Below are 16,533 nucleotides of genomic sequence, written 5' to 3'. Positions count from 1 at the left end.
TTGTGTCACCTTGTGTCACGCCGAGTCACCACTCGGGCGATCACTCTAATGCCGTTGTGGAAGCAGACCCACTTGAATCAGCGGCGTACCGCGCTTGCGCGAAACGAACACGCCACGCCCTGGCGGCATGGGGCGCCCACGGACGTTGCCGAGGATGTCACCCTCGCTGGGGTCGCCCGACAGGATCACGCCCTGTGCGCCCAGCTCCTTCAAACGCTGCAGGAACGACTCGTACATCGCCCGGGACGCGCCTGCCGAGCTGCGCGCGACGATGAACTTCACGCCCACGTCGCGGGCGAACGGCAGGTGCTCCACCAGCTGCGCCAGCGGGTTGCCGGAGCCGGCCGCGACCAGTTCGTAGTCGTCGACGACGACGAACAGCTGCGGGCCGCTCCACCAGCTGCGGTCGCGCAACTGCTGCGGGGTGATGTCCGGCTTGGGAGCGCGCATCTCCATGAACTGGTTGATGGCATCCATGTGGACCTGCATCGCCGACGCCATGGGGGCGTACTCCAGCAGGTGCTCCTCCGACACCGCCTCCAGCATGGTGCGCCGGTAGTCACCGACGACGATCCGGGCCTCGGCGGGGGTGTAGCGCTCCGCGATCTGCTTGGCGATCAGCCGGAGCAGGTTCGTCTTGCCGGACTCGCTGTCGCCGAAGACCAGGAGGAACGGATCGGTGTCCAGATCGATGAAGACCGGCTCCAGGTTCGCCTCGTCGATACCGATGGCGATGCCGTGCTGGGGGAATTCGAAGCCCTTGGGAAGCTGGTCGGCGGGCAGCTTGCGCGGCAGCAGCCGCACCGTGGGCGCCGGCGGCCCGGCCCAGTTGCCCTTGACCGCCTGCACCAGCTGCGCCGTGGCCTCCGAGAGGCTCTCGACGTCCGGTGTCGAGTCGAGCCGCGGCAGCGCGGTCATAAAGTGCAGCTTCTGAGGCACCTGCCCCCGGCCGGGCACCCCCGTCGGCACGTTCAGCGCGACCTTGCGGTCGAACTCGGAGTCCATGGCGTCGCCCAGCCGCAGTTCCAGGCGGCCGATGATCTGGTCCTTGAGAGCCGCGCGCACTTCCATGTAGCGGGATGCGGAGAGCACCACGTGGACGCCGTAGCCCAGCCCGCGGCCGGCGATGTCGTGGACGACCCCCTCCAGTCCCTCGTAGTCGTTGCGGAAGTTGCCCCACCCGTCGACGACCAGGAAGACGTCGCCCCACTGCTCGCCGGGCAGCTCTCCGGCCGCGCGGCGCCGACGGTAGGTGGCGACGGAGTCGATGCCGTGCGTCCGGAAGAACTGCTCGCGGCGGTTGATGATGCCGGCCACCTCCGCAACTGTCCGACGCACCCGCTCGGGGTCGAGCCGGGAGGCCACACCGCCCACATGAGGCAGGTCATTCATCGACGCGAGTCCTCCGCCGCCGAAGTCCAGGCAGTAGAACTGCACTTCGTACGGCGTGTGGGTGAGTGCGAACGACGCGATCAGCGTGCGCAGCAGCGTCGACTTGCCCGACTGGGGACCGCCCACCACCAACATGTGTCCCGAGGCCGCCGAGAAGTCCTGGTACAGGACCTCACGCTTCTGCTCGAAAGGCTTGTCGATCAGGCCGAGTGGCACCGTCAGCCCGCCCAGGCGGGTGTACTCCCGTGCGTGCACGCCGCGTTCCGGCGTGACTGCCAGCGCGGGAAGCACCTGGTCCACGGTGGGAGCCTCGTCCAGAGGCGGTAGCCACACCTGGTGCGCCGCCACACCCTGGCCTTCCAGACGCTGCACGATGACGTCCAGCACGGTGTCGGCCAGGGCGTCGTCCTCCTGCCGCCCGGCGGCGACACGCTCGTCCCTCTCCGGGTCGGGCGCCGCGTAGGTCACCGGCACGGGCACGGCGGTGAACAGGGAGGGCCTGCGCTCGACCGGCACGCGGCTCGCGGAGGTGTCCGGCGCGCCCCCGCGGTAGGGGCCGGACACGTAGGCGGCCTTGAACCGGACCATCTCCTCCGTGCCGAACTTCAGGTAGCCCGAACCGGGCACGGACGGAAGGTGGTAGGCGTCCGGCACGCCCAGCGCCGCCCGTGACTCGGCTGCCGAGAAGGTGCGCAGACCGACTCGGTACGACAGGTATGTGTCGAGACCGCGCAGCCGCCCTTCCTCCAGGCGCTGCGAGGCGAGCAGCAGGTGCACACCCAGGGACCGGCCGATCCGGCCGATCTGGATGAACATGTCGATGAAGTCGGGCTTGGCGGTGAGGAGTTCACTGAACTCGTCGATCACGAGGACGAGGGAAGCCAGCGGCTCCAGCGGGGCGCCCGCGGCCCGGGCCTTCTCGTAGTCGTGCAGATTGGCGTAGTTGCCGGCCGAGCGCAGCAACTCCTGGCGGCGCTGCAGCTCTCCGCGGATCGCATCACCCATGCGGTCGACCAGGGTGAGGTCGTCGGCGAGGTTGGTGATGACCGCGGCGACGTGCGGCATCTGCGACATGCCCGCGAAGGTCGCGCCGCCCTTGAAGTCCGCCAGCACGAAGTTGAGTGTCTCGGAGGAGTGGGTGACGGCCAGACCGAGCACGAGGGTGCGCAACAGCTCCGACTTGCCGGAGCCGGTCGCGCCCACGCACAGACCGTGCGGACCCATACCGTCCTGGGCGGCCTCCTTCAGGTCCAGCATCACGGGCCTGCCGTCCTCGCCGACACCGATCGGCACCCGCAGCCGCTCCGGTGTGGACCGGGGGCGCCAGGTGCGCCGTACGTCCACCGAGGCGGCGTCGCCCAGCCCGAGCAGCTCGGTGAAGTCCAGGTTGGCCAGCAAGGGTTCGTCGTCGTCACCGCCGCCCATGCGCAGCGGCGCGAGCTGCCGGGCCAGCGCCTCGGCGCCGGGCAGGGGCATCACGTCGGGCGCGCCCTCGTAGGCGACACCGCCCCCCGAGTCCAGCCAGAGCCGATCCGGGCGGACAACGACGGAGAGGTCCCCCCTCGGCTGGTCGAGGTCACCGGCGACCACCTCGACGACGGTAACCCCCTGCAAGCCCTCCGCGGCGGCGAAGGCCGAGGTCGGCGGCACCATGCCGCCGTCCAGCACCACGAGGACGTGAGGCTGGTCGAGGAGCGGCCGACCGTCACGGCTGAAGCGCGGTCGTCCGTCGAGGTGCGCGGCGAGCAGCGGTTCCAGCTCGCCCAGGTCGTCCCCGAACAGGCGCCGGCTGCCGGCACCGTCCAGCTGTCCGGCCACTTGGCAGTGCGGCAGCCACTTCGTCCAGTCCCAGCGGCTCACCGCTCCGGGCGCGGTGACGACGGCGACGACCAGGTCGTCGGGGGAGTGCAGGGTCGTCGCCTGGGCCACCAGCGCACGGGCCGTGGACCGGGCCTGCTCCGGATCACCGGATACCGTCACGTGGTAGAAGGCGCGCAGCGACAGCGCCACCGGCAGGGCGTCCAACTGGCCGTGCACGGCGAGGAAGCGCTGCATGGCTCCCGCGCACAGCGGTTCCAGCTCGTCCACCGGTGCGGTGTCCGGCGCGACGAGCGGGGTCGACAGCTGCTGCGGCCCGAGACCGAGGCGGACCTGACCGAAGTCGGCGTCACCGATCCGTCTCTCCCATACCCGGCTGCCCTCGGCGACCACGGCCCACAACTGGTCGGGGGCGGGGTGCAGATACAACTGCGCGTCACGCTGGCGCAGGGCCGTCCGGCGGATCCGGCGCCGTGTCTGGGCGAGATAGCGGAGGTAGTCACGGCGCACATCGGCCATCTGCCCCTGCGTACCTCGGCGATGGCGGACGATCTGCGCGATCACCATCGCGGCCGTCGACATCAGCATCACCACGCCCATGATCCGCATGAACGGATGAGCATTGGGCGATGCGAAGTAGAACACCACCGACGAGCCCATGCCGAGCGTCGGCAGCACCTGCATCAGTACGCCCTCCTGCTGCCCGCGCGGCAGTTCGGGAGGGGCTTCCAGAAGCAACTCGTCCGAGGAGACGTCGGGCGGCAGCGTACGAGGCGGGCGCTTGATGACGATCTGGCTCACCGAAGCTTCAATCCCCCTGTACGGAGCGGCCATTCCTCACCGGCGCCCCCGTGGCACCGGCCGTTCCCCGCTGCTCGGGGATACTACGCGTCGTGACGGACGGTGCCTGTCGGTAGGGTGGCCGACGCAGCGCACGCATCAGCGAAACAGGGGGACAGCGAAGGTGAGTTCGACCACGGCAACGGGTTTCTGCCGAGTCACGGTCGTGGCGCCCGACGCCCGCATCGACGTGGCACTGCCGGTGGACCTGCCCGTGGCCGACCTCTATCCGGAGATCCTGCGCCTGGCCCAGCAGACCCAGTCCGCCGGTACGCCGACCGGTTACCACCTGGTGCGCAGGGACGGTCGCGTCATCGACGGCGCACGCACGCTCGCCGAGGAGAGGGTCCTCGACGGGGAGGTGCTGAGCCTGCGCCCCTTCGCCGAGTCGCTCCCGCCGGCCGTCTACGACGACGTGTCCGACGCCGTCGCCTCCGCCGTCGTCCGCGACCGCCACCTCTGGAGCGACGACCTGCTGCGCGTCGCCGGGCTGGTCGGCGGTGCGCTGCTGGTGGTGATGATCGGCTTCGTCCTCTGGTTCGCCGACCCCCTGCGCCACGACATGCACGGCCTGCCCGGCATCGTCGCGGGCAGCCTCGGTGTGCTGCTCACCGCGTTCGCGGGCGTACGGGTGCGGGTGTACGCGGACCGTGCCTCGGCGACTGCGCTCGGGCTGCCGGCCCTGGTGCTGCTGCTGATCGCCGGATCCGGCATCGTCGGCCCGGACGCCGGGCAAGGGCCGGGGAGGCTGCAGTTCCTGCTGGGCTGTGTGACCGTGCTGGTGGCCTCGGTGGTCCTGGTGGCACTGGCGCCGGGCTCGGACGCCCCGTTCGTGGCGGCCACCTTCCTCGCGGCCGTCGGGTCCCTCGCGACCTTCTTCGCCGTCGTCGCGGACGCGACCGCGACCGAGACCGCCGCCGTGTGTGCCCCCTGCGCGATCGGCCTGGTCGCCTTCCTGCCGGGCATGTCGGCGCGGTTCGCCCGCCTGCCCATCGGATACGCGGCGCCGCGCTCGGCGGCCCAGGACGACTTCGACCCGGAACTCGCGCACGGTCCCGAAATCGGTCCGCTCGACGCCGAGCGCATCGCGGCCCAGGCCCGGCGAGGTCACGAGCTGCTGCTGGGGCTGGTCGGCGGCACCGCCGCGGTCGTGGTCGGGGCCGGGGCCGTACTCGGCTTCTCGGACGACGTGTGGGCCCAGCTCCTGGCCCTGGCCGTCGGCTTGTCCATGCTGATCAGGGCGCGCCTGTTCCGCTACACCTCCCAGGTGGCGTGTGTGCTGGTGGCGGGCCTGGCGGCGATCGTCCTGCTGCTGCTCGGCCTCGCGCTGAACCCACCCACGGCCGCCCTGACCGAGTTCCTCCTGCACGGCGACAGGGGAGCGCTCGACCTCCGGACCATCTGGCTGACCGCAGCGATCGCGGCGGGTGCCGCGCTGATCACCGCCGTCGGACTCGTCATCCCGCGCAAGGGCCTGTCCCCGTTCTGGGGCAGACTGCTCGACCTGACGGAGGGAGCCGTCCTGCTGACGCTGGTCCCTCTCTGTCTCGCGGTGCTGGGCGTGCTCACCGAGGTTCGCTCGATGACCGGCTGACCGGCTGCCGCCGAGGCACGGACAGGGCGGCACCTCCCGACTGGTACCCTGTGTGACGGCCGTTTGTGTACGCGCCCCCGGAGCCCCCGAGCCCTGGAGGTCGCGCCCAGCGGATCCCCGCCTTCCGAGTTACGGAAGATCCCCCGAGACGTAGACCGGGGGCACTCGGTGGCCAGTCACAGACCAAGAGGAGTACGCGTGTCGCTCGACGCCGCAGTGAAGAAGCAGATCATCACCGAGTTCGGTACCAAGGAGGGCGACACCGGCTCCCCCGAGGTCCAGGTCGCTCTGCTGTCCCGTCGGATCTCCGACCTGACCGAGCACCTCAAGACGCACAAGCACGACCACCACTCCCGTCGTGGTCTGCTCATCCTGGTCGGCCAGCGCCGCCGGCTGCTGCAGTACCTCGCCAAGAAGGACATCCAGCGCTTCCGTGCGCTGGTCGAGCGCCTCGGCATCCGCCGCGGTGCGGCGGGCGCCCGCTAGCACGCCGTGAAGGGAGCGGTTCCCATCGTAAGGGGGCCGCTCCCTTTGCCGTACGTGCGCGCTGTCGCCGCCCCTTTGTAGTGTGGTAACAGAAGAACAAGACGTACGAGGAGAAGCGGACCGCACCGCCGCCGCCGGTCCTCGGTAGTGGCCCCCGGGGGCAGATCCCCGGGTGCTTCGATCGAAGACCGGCCCGCATCGCACGGACGCTTCTCCGGCACCGTCCCCTCCGCCACACGGGCGGGCGGGACAAAAGACGACAAGCATCGGAGAATCCACTAGTGGAGAACGAGACCCACTACGCCGAAGCCGTGATCGACAACGGCGCGTTCGGCACCCGCACCATCCGCTTCGAGACGGGCCGCCTGGCCCGTCAGGCCGCCGGTTCCGCCGTGGCGTACCTGGACGACGACACCATGGTGCTGTCGGCCACCAGCGCCTCGAAGAACCCGAAGGACCAGCTCGACTTCTTCCCCCTGACGGTGGACGTCGAGGAGCGGATGTACGCCGCCGGCAAGATCCCCGGCAGCTTCTTCCGCCGTGAGGGCCGGCCCTCCGAGGACGCGATCCTCACCTGCCGCCTGATCGACCGCCCGCTGCGCCCGTCCTTCAAGAAGGGCCTGCGCAACGAGATCCAGGTCGTCGCGACGATCATGGCCCTCAACCCCGACCACCTGTACGACGTCGTGGCGATCAACGCCGCCTCCGCGTCCACGCAGCTGGCCGGTCTGCCCTTCTCCGGCCCGATCGGCGGCGTCCGCGTCGCGCTGATCCGCGGCCAGTGGGTGGCCTTCCCGACGCACACCGAGCTCGAGGACGCCGTCTTCGACATGGTCGTCGCGGGCCGCGCCCTGGAGGACGGCGATGTCGCGATCATGATGGTCGAGGCCGAGGCCACCGAGAAGACCGTCAAGCTGGTCGAGGGAGGCGCCGAGGCGCCCACCGAGGAGGTCGTCGCCGCCGGTCTCGAGGCCGCGAAGCCCTTCATCAAGGTGCTCTGCCGCGCCCAGGCCGACCTCGCCGCCAAGGCCGCCAAGCCGACCGGCGAGTTCCCGATCTTCCTGGACTTCCAGGACGACGTCCTCGAGGCGCTGACCGGCGCCGTCAAGCCCGAGCTGGCCCAGGCGCTCACCATTGCCGGCAAGCAGGAGCGCGAGGCCGAGCTGGACCGCGTCAAGGGCATCGCCGCCGAGAAGCTCCTGCCGGAGTTCGAGGGCCGCGAGAAGGAGATCTCCGCCGCGTACCGCGCGCTGACCAAGTCCCTGGTCCGCGAGCGCGTCATCAAGGAGAAGAAGCGCATCGACGGCCGCGGTGTCACCGACATCCGCACCCTGGCCGCCGAGGTCGAGGCCATCCCGCGCGTGCACGGCTCCGCCCTGTTCGAGCGTGGCGAGACCCAGATCCTGGGCGTCACCACCCTCAACATGCTCCGCATGGAGCAGCAGCTGGACACCCTCTCCCCGGTGACCCGCAAGCGCTACATGCACAACTACAACTTCCCGCCGTACTCCGTCGGCGAGACCGGCCGCGTCGGCTCCCCGAAGCGCCGCGAGATCGGCCACGGCGCCCTCGCCGAGCGCGCCATCGTGCCGGTGCTGCCGACGCGCGAGGAGTTCCCCTACGCGATCCGTCAGGTGTCCGAGGCCCTCGGCTCCAACGGCTCGACGTCCATGGGCTCGGTCTGCGCCTCCACCATGTCGCTGCTGAACGCCGGTGTGCCGCTGAAGGCCCCCGTCGCCGGTATCGCCATGGGCCTGATCTCCCAGGAGATCAACGGCGAGACGCACTACGTCGCCCTCACCGACATCCTCGGTGCGGAGGACGCCTTCGGCGACATGGACTTCAAGGTCGCCGGCACCAAGGAGTTCGTGACCGCCCTCCAGCTCGACACCAAGCTGGACGGCATCCCCGCCTCCGTCCTGGCCGCCGCCCTCAAGCAGGCCCGTGACGCCCGCCTCCACATCCTCGACGTGATGATGGAAGCGATCGACACGCCGGACGAGATGTCCCCGAACGCGCCGCGGATCATCACCGTGAAGATCCCCGTCGACAAGATCGGTGAGGTCATCGGCCCCAAGGGCAAGATGATCAACCAGATCCAGGAGGACACGGGCGCCGACATCACGATCGAGGACGACGGCACCATCTACATCGGTGCCGCCCAGGGCTCGCAGGCCGAGGCCGCGCGCGCCACGATCAACGGCATCGCCAACCCGACCATGCCCGAGGTCGGCGAGCGCTACCTGGGCACGGTCGTCAAGACGACCACCTTCGGCGCGTTCGTCTCCCTGCTGCCCGGCAAGGACGGCCTGCTGCACATCTCGCAGATCCGCAAGCTCGCCGGCGGCAAGCGCGTGGAGAACGTCGAGGACGTGCTCGGCGTGGGCGCCAAGGTCCAGGTCGAGATCGCCGAGATCGACTCCCGCGGCAAGCTCTCCCTCATCCCCGTGATCGAGGGCGAGGAAGGCTCCGAGGACAAGAAGGACGACGCCGACCAGTGACGTCCCGTAGCGCCACGGCGACGGCCCGCACCTCCTCGGAGGCGCGGGCCGTCGCCCGTACCCAAACCCTCATCAAGGGCGAGCACGGCATCGGCACGGTCCGCAGGACGACCCTCCCCGGCGGCCTGCGCATCGTCACCGAGACCCTGCCCTCGGTCCGCTCGGCGACCTTCGGCATCTGGGCCCACGTCGGCTCCCGCGACGAGACCCCGGCCCTGAACGGCGCCACCCACTACCTGGAGCACCTGCTCTTCAAGGGCACCCGCAAGCGCAGCGCCCTGGACATCTCCGCCGCCATCGACGCGGTCGGCGGTGAGATGAACGCGTTCACGGCGAAGGAGTACACGTGCTACTACGCGCGCGTGCTCGACACCGACCTGCCGCTCGCCATCGACGTCGTCTGCGACATGCTGACCGGCTCGCTGATCCAGGAGGAGGACGTCGACGTCGAGCGCGGCGCCATCCTCGAAGAGATCGCGATGACCGAGGACGACCCCGGTGACTGCGTGCACGACCTGTTCGCGCACACCATGTTCGGCGACAACGCGCTGGGCCGCCCCGTCCTCGGCACCGTCGACACGGTCAACGCCCTCACCGCCGACCGCATCCGCCGCTTCTACAAGAAGCACTACGACCCCACCCACCTGGTGGTCGCCGCGGCCGGCAACGTCGACCACAACAAGGTCGTACGCCAGGTCCGCGCCGCCTTCGAGAAGGCCGGCGCCTTCCGGGACCCGGCGGCCGAACCCATCGCCCCGCGCGCCGGCCGGCGCACCATCCGCACCTCCGGCCGCGTCGAGCTGATCGGCCGCAAGACCGAGCAGGCCCACGTCATCCTCGGCATGCCGGGCCTGGCCCGCACCGACGAGCGCCGCTGGGCCATGGGCGTCCTCAACACCGCCCTCGGCGGCGGCATGTCCTCGCGGCTGTTCCAGGAGGTCCGGGAGAAGCGCGGCCTGGCCTACAGCGTGTACTCGTACACGTCCGGCTTCGCCGACTGCGGCCTCTTCGGCGTGTACGCGGGCTGCCGGCCCTCCCAGGTGCACGACGTGCTCAAGATCTGCCGCGACGAGCTGGACCACGTCGCCGAGCACGGCCTCACGGACGACGAGATCGGCCGCGCCGTCGGCCAGCTCCAGGGCTCCACGGTCCTCGGCCTGGAGGACACCGGCGCGCTGATGAACCGTATCGGCAAGAGCGAGCTGTGCTGGGGCGAGCAGATGTCGGTCGACGACATGCTGGCCCGGATAGCCTCGGTCACGCCGGACGACGTCCGCGCCGTCGCCCGCGACGTCCTGGGCCGCCGGCCGTCCCTGTCGGTCATCGGCCCGCTCAAGGACAAGCAGGCGTCCCGGCTGCACGACGCCGTCGCCTGACGGTCCCGTTGCGAACAGTTCGAGAAGGAAGCGTGTGACATGAGCAAGCTGCGCGTGGCCGTCCTCGGTGCCAAGGGCCGGATCGGCTCCGAGGCGGTACGGGCGGTCGAGGCCGCCGAGGACATGGAGCTGGTCGCCGCCCTCGGCCGGGGCGACGGCCTGGAGGTGCTGGCCGAGACCGGCGCCCAGGTCGCCGTCGAGCTGACCACCCCCGCCTCGGTGATGGACAACCTCGACTACTGCGTACGCCACGGCATCCACGCCGTCGTCGGCACCACCGGCTGGACCGACGAGCGCCTCGCGCAGCTCAACGCGTGGCTCGACGCCTCCCCGGGGACCGGCGTGCTCATCGCGCCGAACTTCTCCATCGGCGCCGTGCTGACCATGAAATTCGCGCAGATCGCGGCCCCGTACTTCGAGTCCGTCGAGGTCGTCGAGCTGCACCACCCGAACAAGGTGGACGCCCCCAGCGGCACCGCCACCCGCACCGCCCAGCTGATCGCTCAGGCCCGGCAGAAGGCAGGCTCCGCACCGGCGCCCGACGCCACTGCCACCGCCCTGGACGGCGCCCGCGGCGCGGACGTGGACGGGGTCCCGGTGCACGCGATCCGGCTGCGCGGCCTGCTCGCCCACCAGGAGGTCCTGCTCGGCGCCGAGGGCGAGACCCTCACCGTCCGGCACGACTCCCTGCACCACAGCAGCTTCATGCCGGGCATCCTGCTGGGCGCCCGCCGGGTGGTCACCACCCCGGGCCTCACCTTCGGCCTGGAACACTTCCTGGACCTGAACTGAGACCCTCACCCTGATGCGCGCGAAGATCACCTACCTCGTCACGGCCGCCGTCCTGGTCTTCTACTTCGCCCTGGTCGGCAGCCGCGGCGTACTGCTCATCAAGACCGGCACCCTCCTCACCGTCACGTTCGGCGTCGCGGTGCTGATCCTGCCGGTGATCGGCCTGTGGTTCCTGTGGAAGAACACCCAGTTCGTCCGCCGGGCCAACGCCCTCGCCGCCGAACTCGACGCCGAGGGCGGACTGCCCGTCGACGAGCTGAAGCGCACCCCCAGCGGCCGGGTCGACCGGGAGTCGGCCGACGCGGTCTTCGCCCTGCGCAAGGCGGAGACGGAGGACGCCCCCGGCGACTGGCGCAGCTGGTTCCGCCTCGCAGTCGCCTACCACGACGCCCGCGACACCCCGCGCGCCCGCAAGGCGATGCAGCGGGCGATCGCCCTGCACGACGGCAAGCACGTCGAGGCCGCCTGACCCGACCACAGGCGAAACGCCGGGGCCCGGACCGCAGTGGTGCGGTCCGGGCCCCGGCGGTTTCGACTCTCTGGCGTCAGCCCCGTCGGTACTCGTCGGCCCACGCCTCCACCGCGTCGGCCGCCCGGTTGAAGGCACCGTCGCGGGCGAGGAAGTCGGAGTTGTGCGAGGTCAGCAGCGGGGACAGGGGCTCCGCCGACCTGCCCTGCCGCACCAGCAGCAGCGCCTGCCCCTGCACCGTGCGCGGCAGTCCCAGCCAGCGCACCGGCTGCTGCACCGTGCGCAGGCTGGCGACCTGCTGCCAGGCGACCGTGCGCGTGGTGAAGAAGCCCACCTGACGCACTCCGTGCGCGCTCACCCACGCGCCCATGCGCAGCATCCGCAGGGCGCACAGGATGACGACGACCGCGAGGCCGAAGACCACCCCGGCGGAGGACGGCCCGCCCGTCGCCGCGATGATGACCGCCGCGAACAGGACGAACGAGGCGAGCAGCAGCATCAGGGCCGCCGCCCCCACTCGCCACGGCCCCGGCCGGTAGGGCCGGCGCCAGAGGTCGCGGTCGTCGTACGGCAGCGCGACGTCGTCGGCCGTGTCAAAGGCGCGGTCGGCCGTCAGGAAGGGCAGGGGCACGGCTGGTCCTCACTCGTTCCAAGGCAAGTGTTGTGCCCGGTGAGGCTACCGACCTGTGTCTCCGGTCACCACCCTCGGGGGTCCGGACGGAGCCGGCCGTCCGCGCCCGTGAGCCTTCAGCGCCCCTCGGACGCCTGCGACGGCTGCTTGTGCGGGGAGGGCTGGTCGGCCGACAGGGCGGGCATCCCGATCACCAGGGAACCGACCAGACCGGCGACGACGGTCACGCCGAGGAGCCAGCGTCCGGCCAGCTGACCGAAGGACGCCCGCTCGCGGGGCGGGGGTGTGACATTGCTGCGGAACCTGTCGGCCTCGGCGACGAAGGCGAACGGCACGGGTTCACGCCGGCGGATCATAGGGGCTGCGTCTCCCTTCAGGGACTGGAATGAAGTGCTGTTACTCATACAGACGAACGAACGCCCCTTCAGGTGCCCTGTTTCGCCGACTTGATTGCGGCACGCCACCGATCGCCCGATTCGGCGCCCATGGGCGGGTCGTAGAGTGGCCTCGCCAAGCGCCGAGATTGACTGGGAAGGCCCTCCACACCGTGACCGACACCCCCGCCGACGATCCGAAGATCGAACTCCGCAGTGACATCACCGTCGAGCTGGTCAAGAGCGCCGCGACCGACTCCGACGTGCTGTTCGCCGCCCGTGTCTCCACCGCCGGGGAGCAGTCCCTGGACGAGCTGAAGAAGGACCCGGAGCGCTCCAAGGGCCTGATCAACTACCTCATGCGGGACCGGCACGGCAGCCCGTTCGAGCACAACTCGATGACCTTCTTCGTGAGCGCCCCGATCTTCGTCTTCCGGGAGTTCATGCGGCACCGCGTCGGCTGGTCCTACAACGAGGAGTCGGGCCGCTACCGGGAGCTCCAGCCGGTCTTCTACGTCCCGGACGCCTCCCGCAAGCTGGTGCAGCAGGGCCGCCCCGGCAAGTACGTCTTCGTCGAGGGCACCCCCGAGCAGCACGAGCTGGTCGGCGGCGCGATGGAGGACTCCTACCGCCAGGCCTACGCGACGTACCAGCAGATGCTCGCCGCCGGCGTCGCCCGCGAGGTGGCCCGCGCGGTGCTCCCCGTCGGTCTGTACTCGTCGATGTACGCGACCTGCAACGCCCGCTCGCTGATGCACTTCCTGGGCCTGCGCACCCAGCACGAGCTGGCCAAGGTGCCCTCCTTCCCGCAGCGGGAGATCGAGATGGTCGGCGAGAAGATGGAGGCGGAGTGGGCCCGCCTCATGCCGCTCACCCACGCCGCCTTCAACGCCAACGGCCGCGTGGCGCCGTAGCGGGTCGGGCCCCCTGGCCGGCCCGGCCGGGCACAGATGTACGCATCAACCATGCGAAGTGTCCGGATTGCGGCGTTTGGAGAAGTTCATCTAGCCTGATCAAAGGGACCCGGCACTGCTTGAACCCCCGAGCAGGCAGTGCCGGGCTCCACCTCCGTTCCGACCTGCCGCCTCCCCCGAGGGCAGACCCCGCCCTGAGCAACGAGTAGCGTGTAACCCATGGCTCCGACCTCCACTCCGCAGACCCCCTTCGGGCGGGTCCTCACCGCCATGGTCACGCCCTTCACGGCGGACGGCGCACTCGACCTCGACGGCGCCCAGCGGCTCGCCGCCCACCTGGTGGACGCAGGCAACGACGGCCTGATCATCAACGGCACCACCGGCGAGTCCCCGACCACCAGCGACGCGGAGAAAGCGGACCTCGTACGAGCCGTCGTGGAGGCCGTCGGCGACCGGGCGCACGTCGTGGCCGGAGTGGGCACCAACAACACCCAGCACAGCATCGAGCTGGCCCGTGCCGCCGAGCGCGTCGGCGCCCACGGCCTGCTGCTCGTCACGCCGTACTACAACAAGCCCCCTCAGGAGGGCCTGTACCTGCACTTCACGGCCATCGCCGACGCCGCCGGGCTGCCGGTCATGCTCTACGACATCCCCGGCCGCAGCGGCGTCCCGATCAACACCGAGACCCTGGTCCGGCTCGCGGAGCACCCGCGGATCGTCGCCAACAAGGACGCCAAGGGCGACCTCGGCCGGGCCAGCTGGGCCATCGCGCGCTCCGGCCTCGCCTGGTACTCCGGCGACGACATGCTGAACCTGCCGCTCCTCTCCGTGGGCGCGGTCGGCTTCGTCTCGGTCGTCGGCCACGTCGTCACCCCCGAGCTGCGCGCCATGGTGGACGCGTTCGTCGCCGGTGACGTACAGAAGGCCCTGGAGATCCACCAGAAGCTGCTCCCCGTCTTCACCGGCATGTTCCGCACCCAGGGCGTCATGACCACCAAGGGCGCGCTCGCCCTCCAGGGGCTGCCCGCAGGACCGCTGCGCGCCCCCATGGTCGGCCTCACGCCCGAGGAAACCGAGCAGCTCAAGATCGATCTTGCCGCCGGCGGGGTACAGCTCTGACATCAGACTTCGCACCACCGCACGACCGGACGGACTTCACAACTGAATAGGCGGGCCACCGGTGCCCGCACCCCATACGACAACTGCTTCTGCACGAACGTCACGCGCGCCACGTGCCACCGGTACGTGGCGCGTGTGGTGAGGAGAGTCTTTTGAGTCATCCGCATCCTGAACTGGGCCGGCCCCCGGCGCTTCCCAAGGGCGGCCTGCGGGTCACGCCCCTCGGTGGCCTCGGCGAAATCGGCCGCAACATGACGGTCTTCGAATACGGCGGCCGTCTGCTGATCGTCGACTGCGGCGTGCTCTTCCCCGAGGAGGAGCAGCCCGGCATCGACCTGATCCTGCCGGACTTCACGTCCATCCGGGACCGCCTCGACGACATCGAGGGCATCGTCCTGACCCACGGCCACGAGGACCACATCGGCGGCGTCCCCTTCCTCCTGCGCGAGAAGCCGGACATCCCGCTGATCGGCTCCAAGCTGACCCTCGCACTCATCGAGGCCAAGCTCCAGGAGCACCGCATCCGTCCGTACACCCTCGAGGTGGCGGAAGGGCACCGCGAACGCGTCGGCCCCTTCGACTGCGAGTTCGTCGCGGTCAACCACTCCATCCCGGACGCGCTGGCCGTCGCCATCCGCACCCCGGCGGGCATGGTCGTCCACACCGGCGACTTCAAGATGGACCAGCTTCCGCTGGACGGCCGCCTCACCGACCTGCACGCGTTCGCGCGGCTCAGCGAGGAGGGCATCGACCTGCTCCTCGCCGACTCGACCAACGCCGAGGTGCCGGGCTTCGTCCCGCCCGAGCGGGACATCTCGAACGTCCTGCGGCAGGTCTTCGCCAGCGCCCGCAAGCGCATCATCGTGGCGAGCTTCGCCAGTCACGTCCACCGCATCCAGCAGATCCTGGACGCCGCCCACGAGTACGGCCGCAGGGTCGCCTTCGTCGGCCGCTCCATGGTCCGCAACATGGGCATCGCGAGAGACCTCGGCTACCTCAAGGTCCCGCCGGGCCTGGTGGTCGACGTCAAGACGCTGGACGACCTGCCCGACAGCGAGGTGGTCCTGGTCTGCACGGGCTCCCAGGGCGAACCGATGGCAGCCCTGTCCCGCATGGCCAACCGGGACCACCAGATCCGCATCGTCAACGGCGACACGGTGATCCTGGCCTCGTCCCTCATCCCGGGCAACGAGAACGCGGTGTACCGCGTGATCAACGGCCTGACCCGCTGGGGTGCCAACGTCGTCCACAAGGGCAACGCCAAGGTCCACGTCTCGGGCCACGCCTCGGCCGGCGAGCTGCTGTACTTCTACAACATCTGCCGTCCGAAGAACCTGATGCCGGTCCACGGCGAATGGCGCCACCTGCGCGCCAACGCCGAGCTGGGCGCCCTCACCGGCGTCCCGCACGACCGCATCGTCATCGCCGAGGACGGCGTGGTCGTCGACCTCGTCGAGGGCAAGGCCAAGATCACCGGCAAGGTCCAGGCGGGGTACGTCTACGTCGACGGCCTCTCGGTCGGTGACGTCGGCGAGCCGGCGCTCAAGGACCGCAAGATCCTCGGAGACGAGGGCATCATCTCGGTCTTCGTGGTCATGGACTCCTCCACCGGCAAGATCACCGGCGGACCGCACGTCCAGGCCCGCGGCTCGGGCATCGAGGACTCGGCCTTCGCCGCGGTGCTCCCCAAGATCACCGAGACACTGGAGCGCTCGGCCCAGGACGGAGTCGTCGAGCCGCACCAGCTCCAGCAGCTGATCCGCAGGACGCTGGGCAAGTGGGTCTCGGACACCTACCGGCGCCGACCGATGATCCTGCCTGTTGTCGTGGAGGTCTGACGGACCGTCGGACCACCGACAGCGCCAACCTGGAGCGGGGCGCCCCGATTTGCATCGGGGCGCCCCGCTCCAGTACGTTTACATCTCCGCTCGGACGGGCACCCGACCACTTCGTGGTTCGGAGCCGCCCCGGAGGGTGGAAATCCCGACTCAGAATCTCTGATAAAGTCGGAACCGCCGGAAAGGGAAACGCGAAAGCGGGCACCTGGAAAGCACCGAGGAAATCGGGTCGGAAAGATCTGATAGAGTCGGTAACGCAAAACCGAAGGGAAGCGCCCGGAGGAAAGCCCGAGAGGGTGAGTACAAAGGAAGCGTCCGTTCCTTGAGAACTCAACAGCGTGCCAAAAGTCAACGCCAGATATGTTGATACCCCGACCTGATCGGATTCC

The 16,533-nt window shown here is 70.0% G+C and carries 12 protein-coding genes; 9 read left to right on the top strand and 3 right to left on the bottom strand.

Annotation, left to right across the window (positions count from 1 at the left end; all coding sequences use genetic code 11):
- Positions 1-45 precede the first annotated feature (45 nt).
- Positions 46-4,011, bottom strand: a complete 3,966-nt coding sequence (gene eccCa, locus Sru02f_RS29365) for a type VII secretion protein EccCa (RefSeq protein WP_109035875.1) — start codon at positions 4,009-4,011, stop codon at positions 46-48.
- A 163-nt stretch (positions 4,012-4,174) separates the two neighbouring features.
- On the opposite strand from eccCa, the gene eccD reads away from it, so the two are divergent.
- The 6 genes from eccD to Sru02f_RS29335 all read left to right on the top strand — a co-directional run bounded on the left by eccD (position 4,175) and on the right by Sru02f_RS29335 (position 11,268).
- Positions 4,175-5,644: a type VII secretion integral membrane protein EccD gene (gene eccD / locus Sru02f_RS29360; protein WP_109035873.1), complete on the top strand. Its 1,470-nt coding sequence runs from the start codon at positions 4,175-4,177 to the stop codon at positions 5,642-5,644.
- Positions 5,645-5,842: 198 nt separating this feature from the next.
- Positions 5,843-6,130: a 30S ribosomal protein S15 gene (gene rpsO, locus Sru02f_RS29355; RefSeq protein WP_003973291.1), complete on the top strand. Its 288-nt coding sequence runs from the start codon at positions 5,843-5,845 to the stop codon at positions 6,128-6,130.
- Between the two features lie 281 nt (positions 6,131-6,411).
- A complete protein-coding gene (locus tag Sru02f_RS29350; RefSeq protein ID WP_109035871.1) occupies positions 6,412-8,631 on the top strand; it encodes a polyribonucleotide nucleotidyltransferase in 2,220 nt (739 codons plus the stop codon).
- Complete coding sequence (locus Sru02f_RS29345; RefSeq protein ID WP_109035869.1) at positions 8,628-10,007, top strand: M16 family metallopeptidase; 1,380 nt, start codon at positions 8,628-8,630, stop codon at positions 10,005-10,007. The genes Sru02f_RS29350 and Sru02f_RS29345 overlap by 4 nt, the downstream gene beginning before the upstream one ends.
- Positions 10,008-10,046: 39 nt before the next feature.
- Positions 10,047-10,799, top strand: a complete 753-nt coding sequence (gene dapB, locus Sru02f_RS29340) for a 4-hydroxy-tetrahydrodipicolinate reductase (protein WP_109035867.1) — start codon at positions 10,047-10,049, stop codon at positions 10,797-10,799.
- A gap of 13 nt (positions 10,800-10,812) precedes the next feature.
- On the top strand, positions 10,813-11,268 hold the full coding sequence (locus Sru02f_RS29335; protein ID WP_109035865.1) for a tetratricopeptide repeat protein: 456 nt from the start codon (positions 10,813-10,815) through the stop codon (positions 11,266-11,268).
- 76 nt (positions 11,269-11,344) lie between these two features.
- On the opposite strand, the gene Sru02f_RS29330 is transcribed toward Sru02f_RS29335, so the two are convergent.
- Together Sru02f_RS29330 and Sru02f_RS29325 are read right to left on the bottom strand one after the other, a co-directional pair.
- Positions 11,345-11,899 carry a hypothetical protein gene (locus tag Sru02f_RS29330; RefSeq protein ID WP_109035863.1) on the bottom strand — a complete coding sequence of 185 codons (555 nt, stop codon included), beginning with the start codon at positions 11,897-11,899 and terminating at the stop codon, positions 11,345-11,347.
- 116 nt (positions 11,900-12,015) lie between these two features.
- Positions 12,016-12,255 carry a hypothetical protein gene (locus tag Sru02f_RS29325; RefSeq protein ID WP_076976600.1) on the bottom strand — a complete coding sequence of 80 codons (240 nt, stop codon included), beginning with the start codon at positions 12,253-12,255 and terminating at the stop codon, positions 12,016-12,018.
- Positions 12,256-12,446: 191 nt separating this feature from the next.
- Here Sru02f_RS29325 and thyX point away from each other — a divergent pair, with 191 nt between their 5' ends.
- From thyX to Sru02f_RS29310, 3 genes are all read left to right on the top strand, one after another.
- Positions 12,447-13,187 carry an FAD-dependent thymidylate synthase gene (gene thyX, locus Sru02f_RS29320; RefSeq protein ID WP_109035861.1) on the top strand — a complete coding sequence of 247 codons (741 nt, stop codon included), beginning with the start codon at positions 12,447-12,449 and terminating at the stop codon, positions 13,185-13,187.
- 219 nt (positions 13,188-13,406) lie between these two features.
- On the top strand, positions 13,407-14,306 hold the full coding sequence (gene dapA, locus Sru02f_RS29315) for a 4-hydroxy-tetrahydrodipicolinate synthase (protein WP_109035859.1): 900 nt from the start codon (positions 13,407-13,409) through the stop codon (positions 14,304-14,306).
- 152 nt (positions 14,307-14,458) lie between these two features.
- Positions 14,459-16,144 carry a ribonuclease J gene (locus Sru02f_RS29310; RefSeq protein WP_109035857.1) on the top strand — a complete coding sequence of 562 codons (1,686 nt, stop codon included), beginning with the start codon at positions 14,459-14,461 and terminating at the stop codon, positions 16,142-16,144.
- Positions 16,145-16,533: the final 389 nt, after the last annotated feature.

Origin of the sequence: Streptomyces rubrogriseus (assembly GCF_027947575.1) — a bacterium.
GTDB lineage: Bacteria > Actinomycetota > Actinomycetes > Streptomycetales > Streptomycetaceae > Streptomyces > Streptomyces rubrogriseus.
The sequence above is the reverse complement of the archived record's forward strand: the minus strand, read 5'-3'. Positions and strand labels throughout refer to the sequence as shown.

Coding starts and splice junctions, on each gene's coding strand:
- dapB (WP_109035867.1), top strand. CDS start 10,047: ATGAGCAAGCTGCGCGTGGCCGTCCTCGGTGCCAAGGGCCGGATCGGC.
- Sru02f_RS29335 (WP_109035865.1), top strand. CDS start 10,813: ATGCGCGCGAAGATCACCTACCTCGTCACGGCCGCCGTCCTGGTCTTC.
- Sru02f_RS29325 (WP_076976600.1), bottom strand. CDS start 12,255: ATGATCCGCCGGCGTGAACCCGTGCCGTTCGCCTTCGTCGCCGAGGCC.
- dapA (WP_109035859.1), top strand. CDS start 13,407: ATGGCTCCGACCTCCACTCCGCAGACCCCCTTCGGGCGGGTCCTCACC.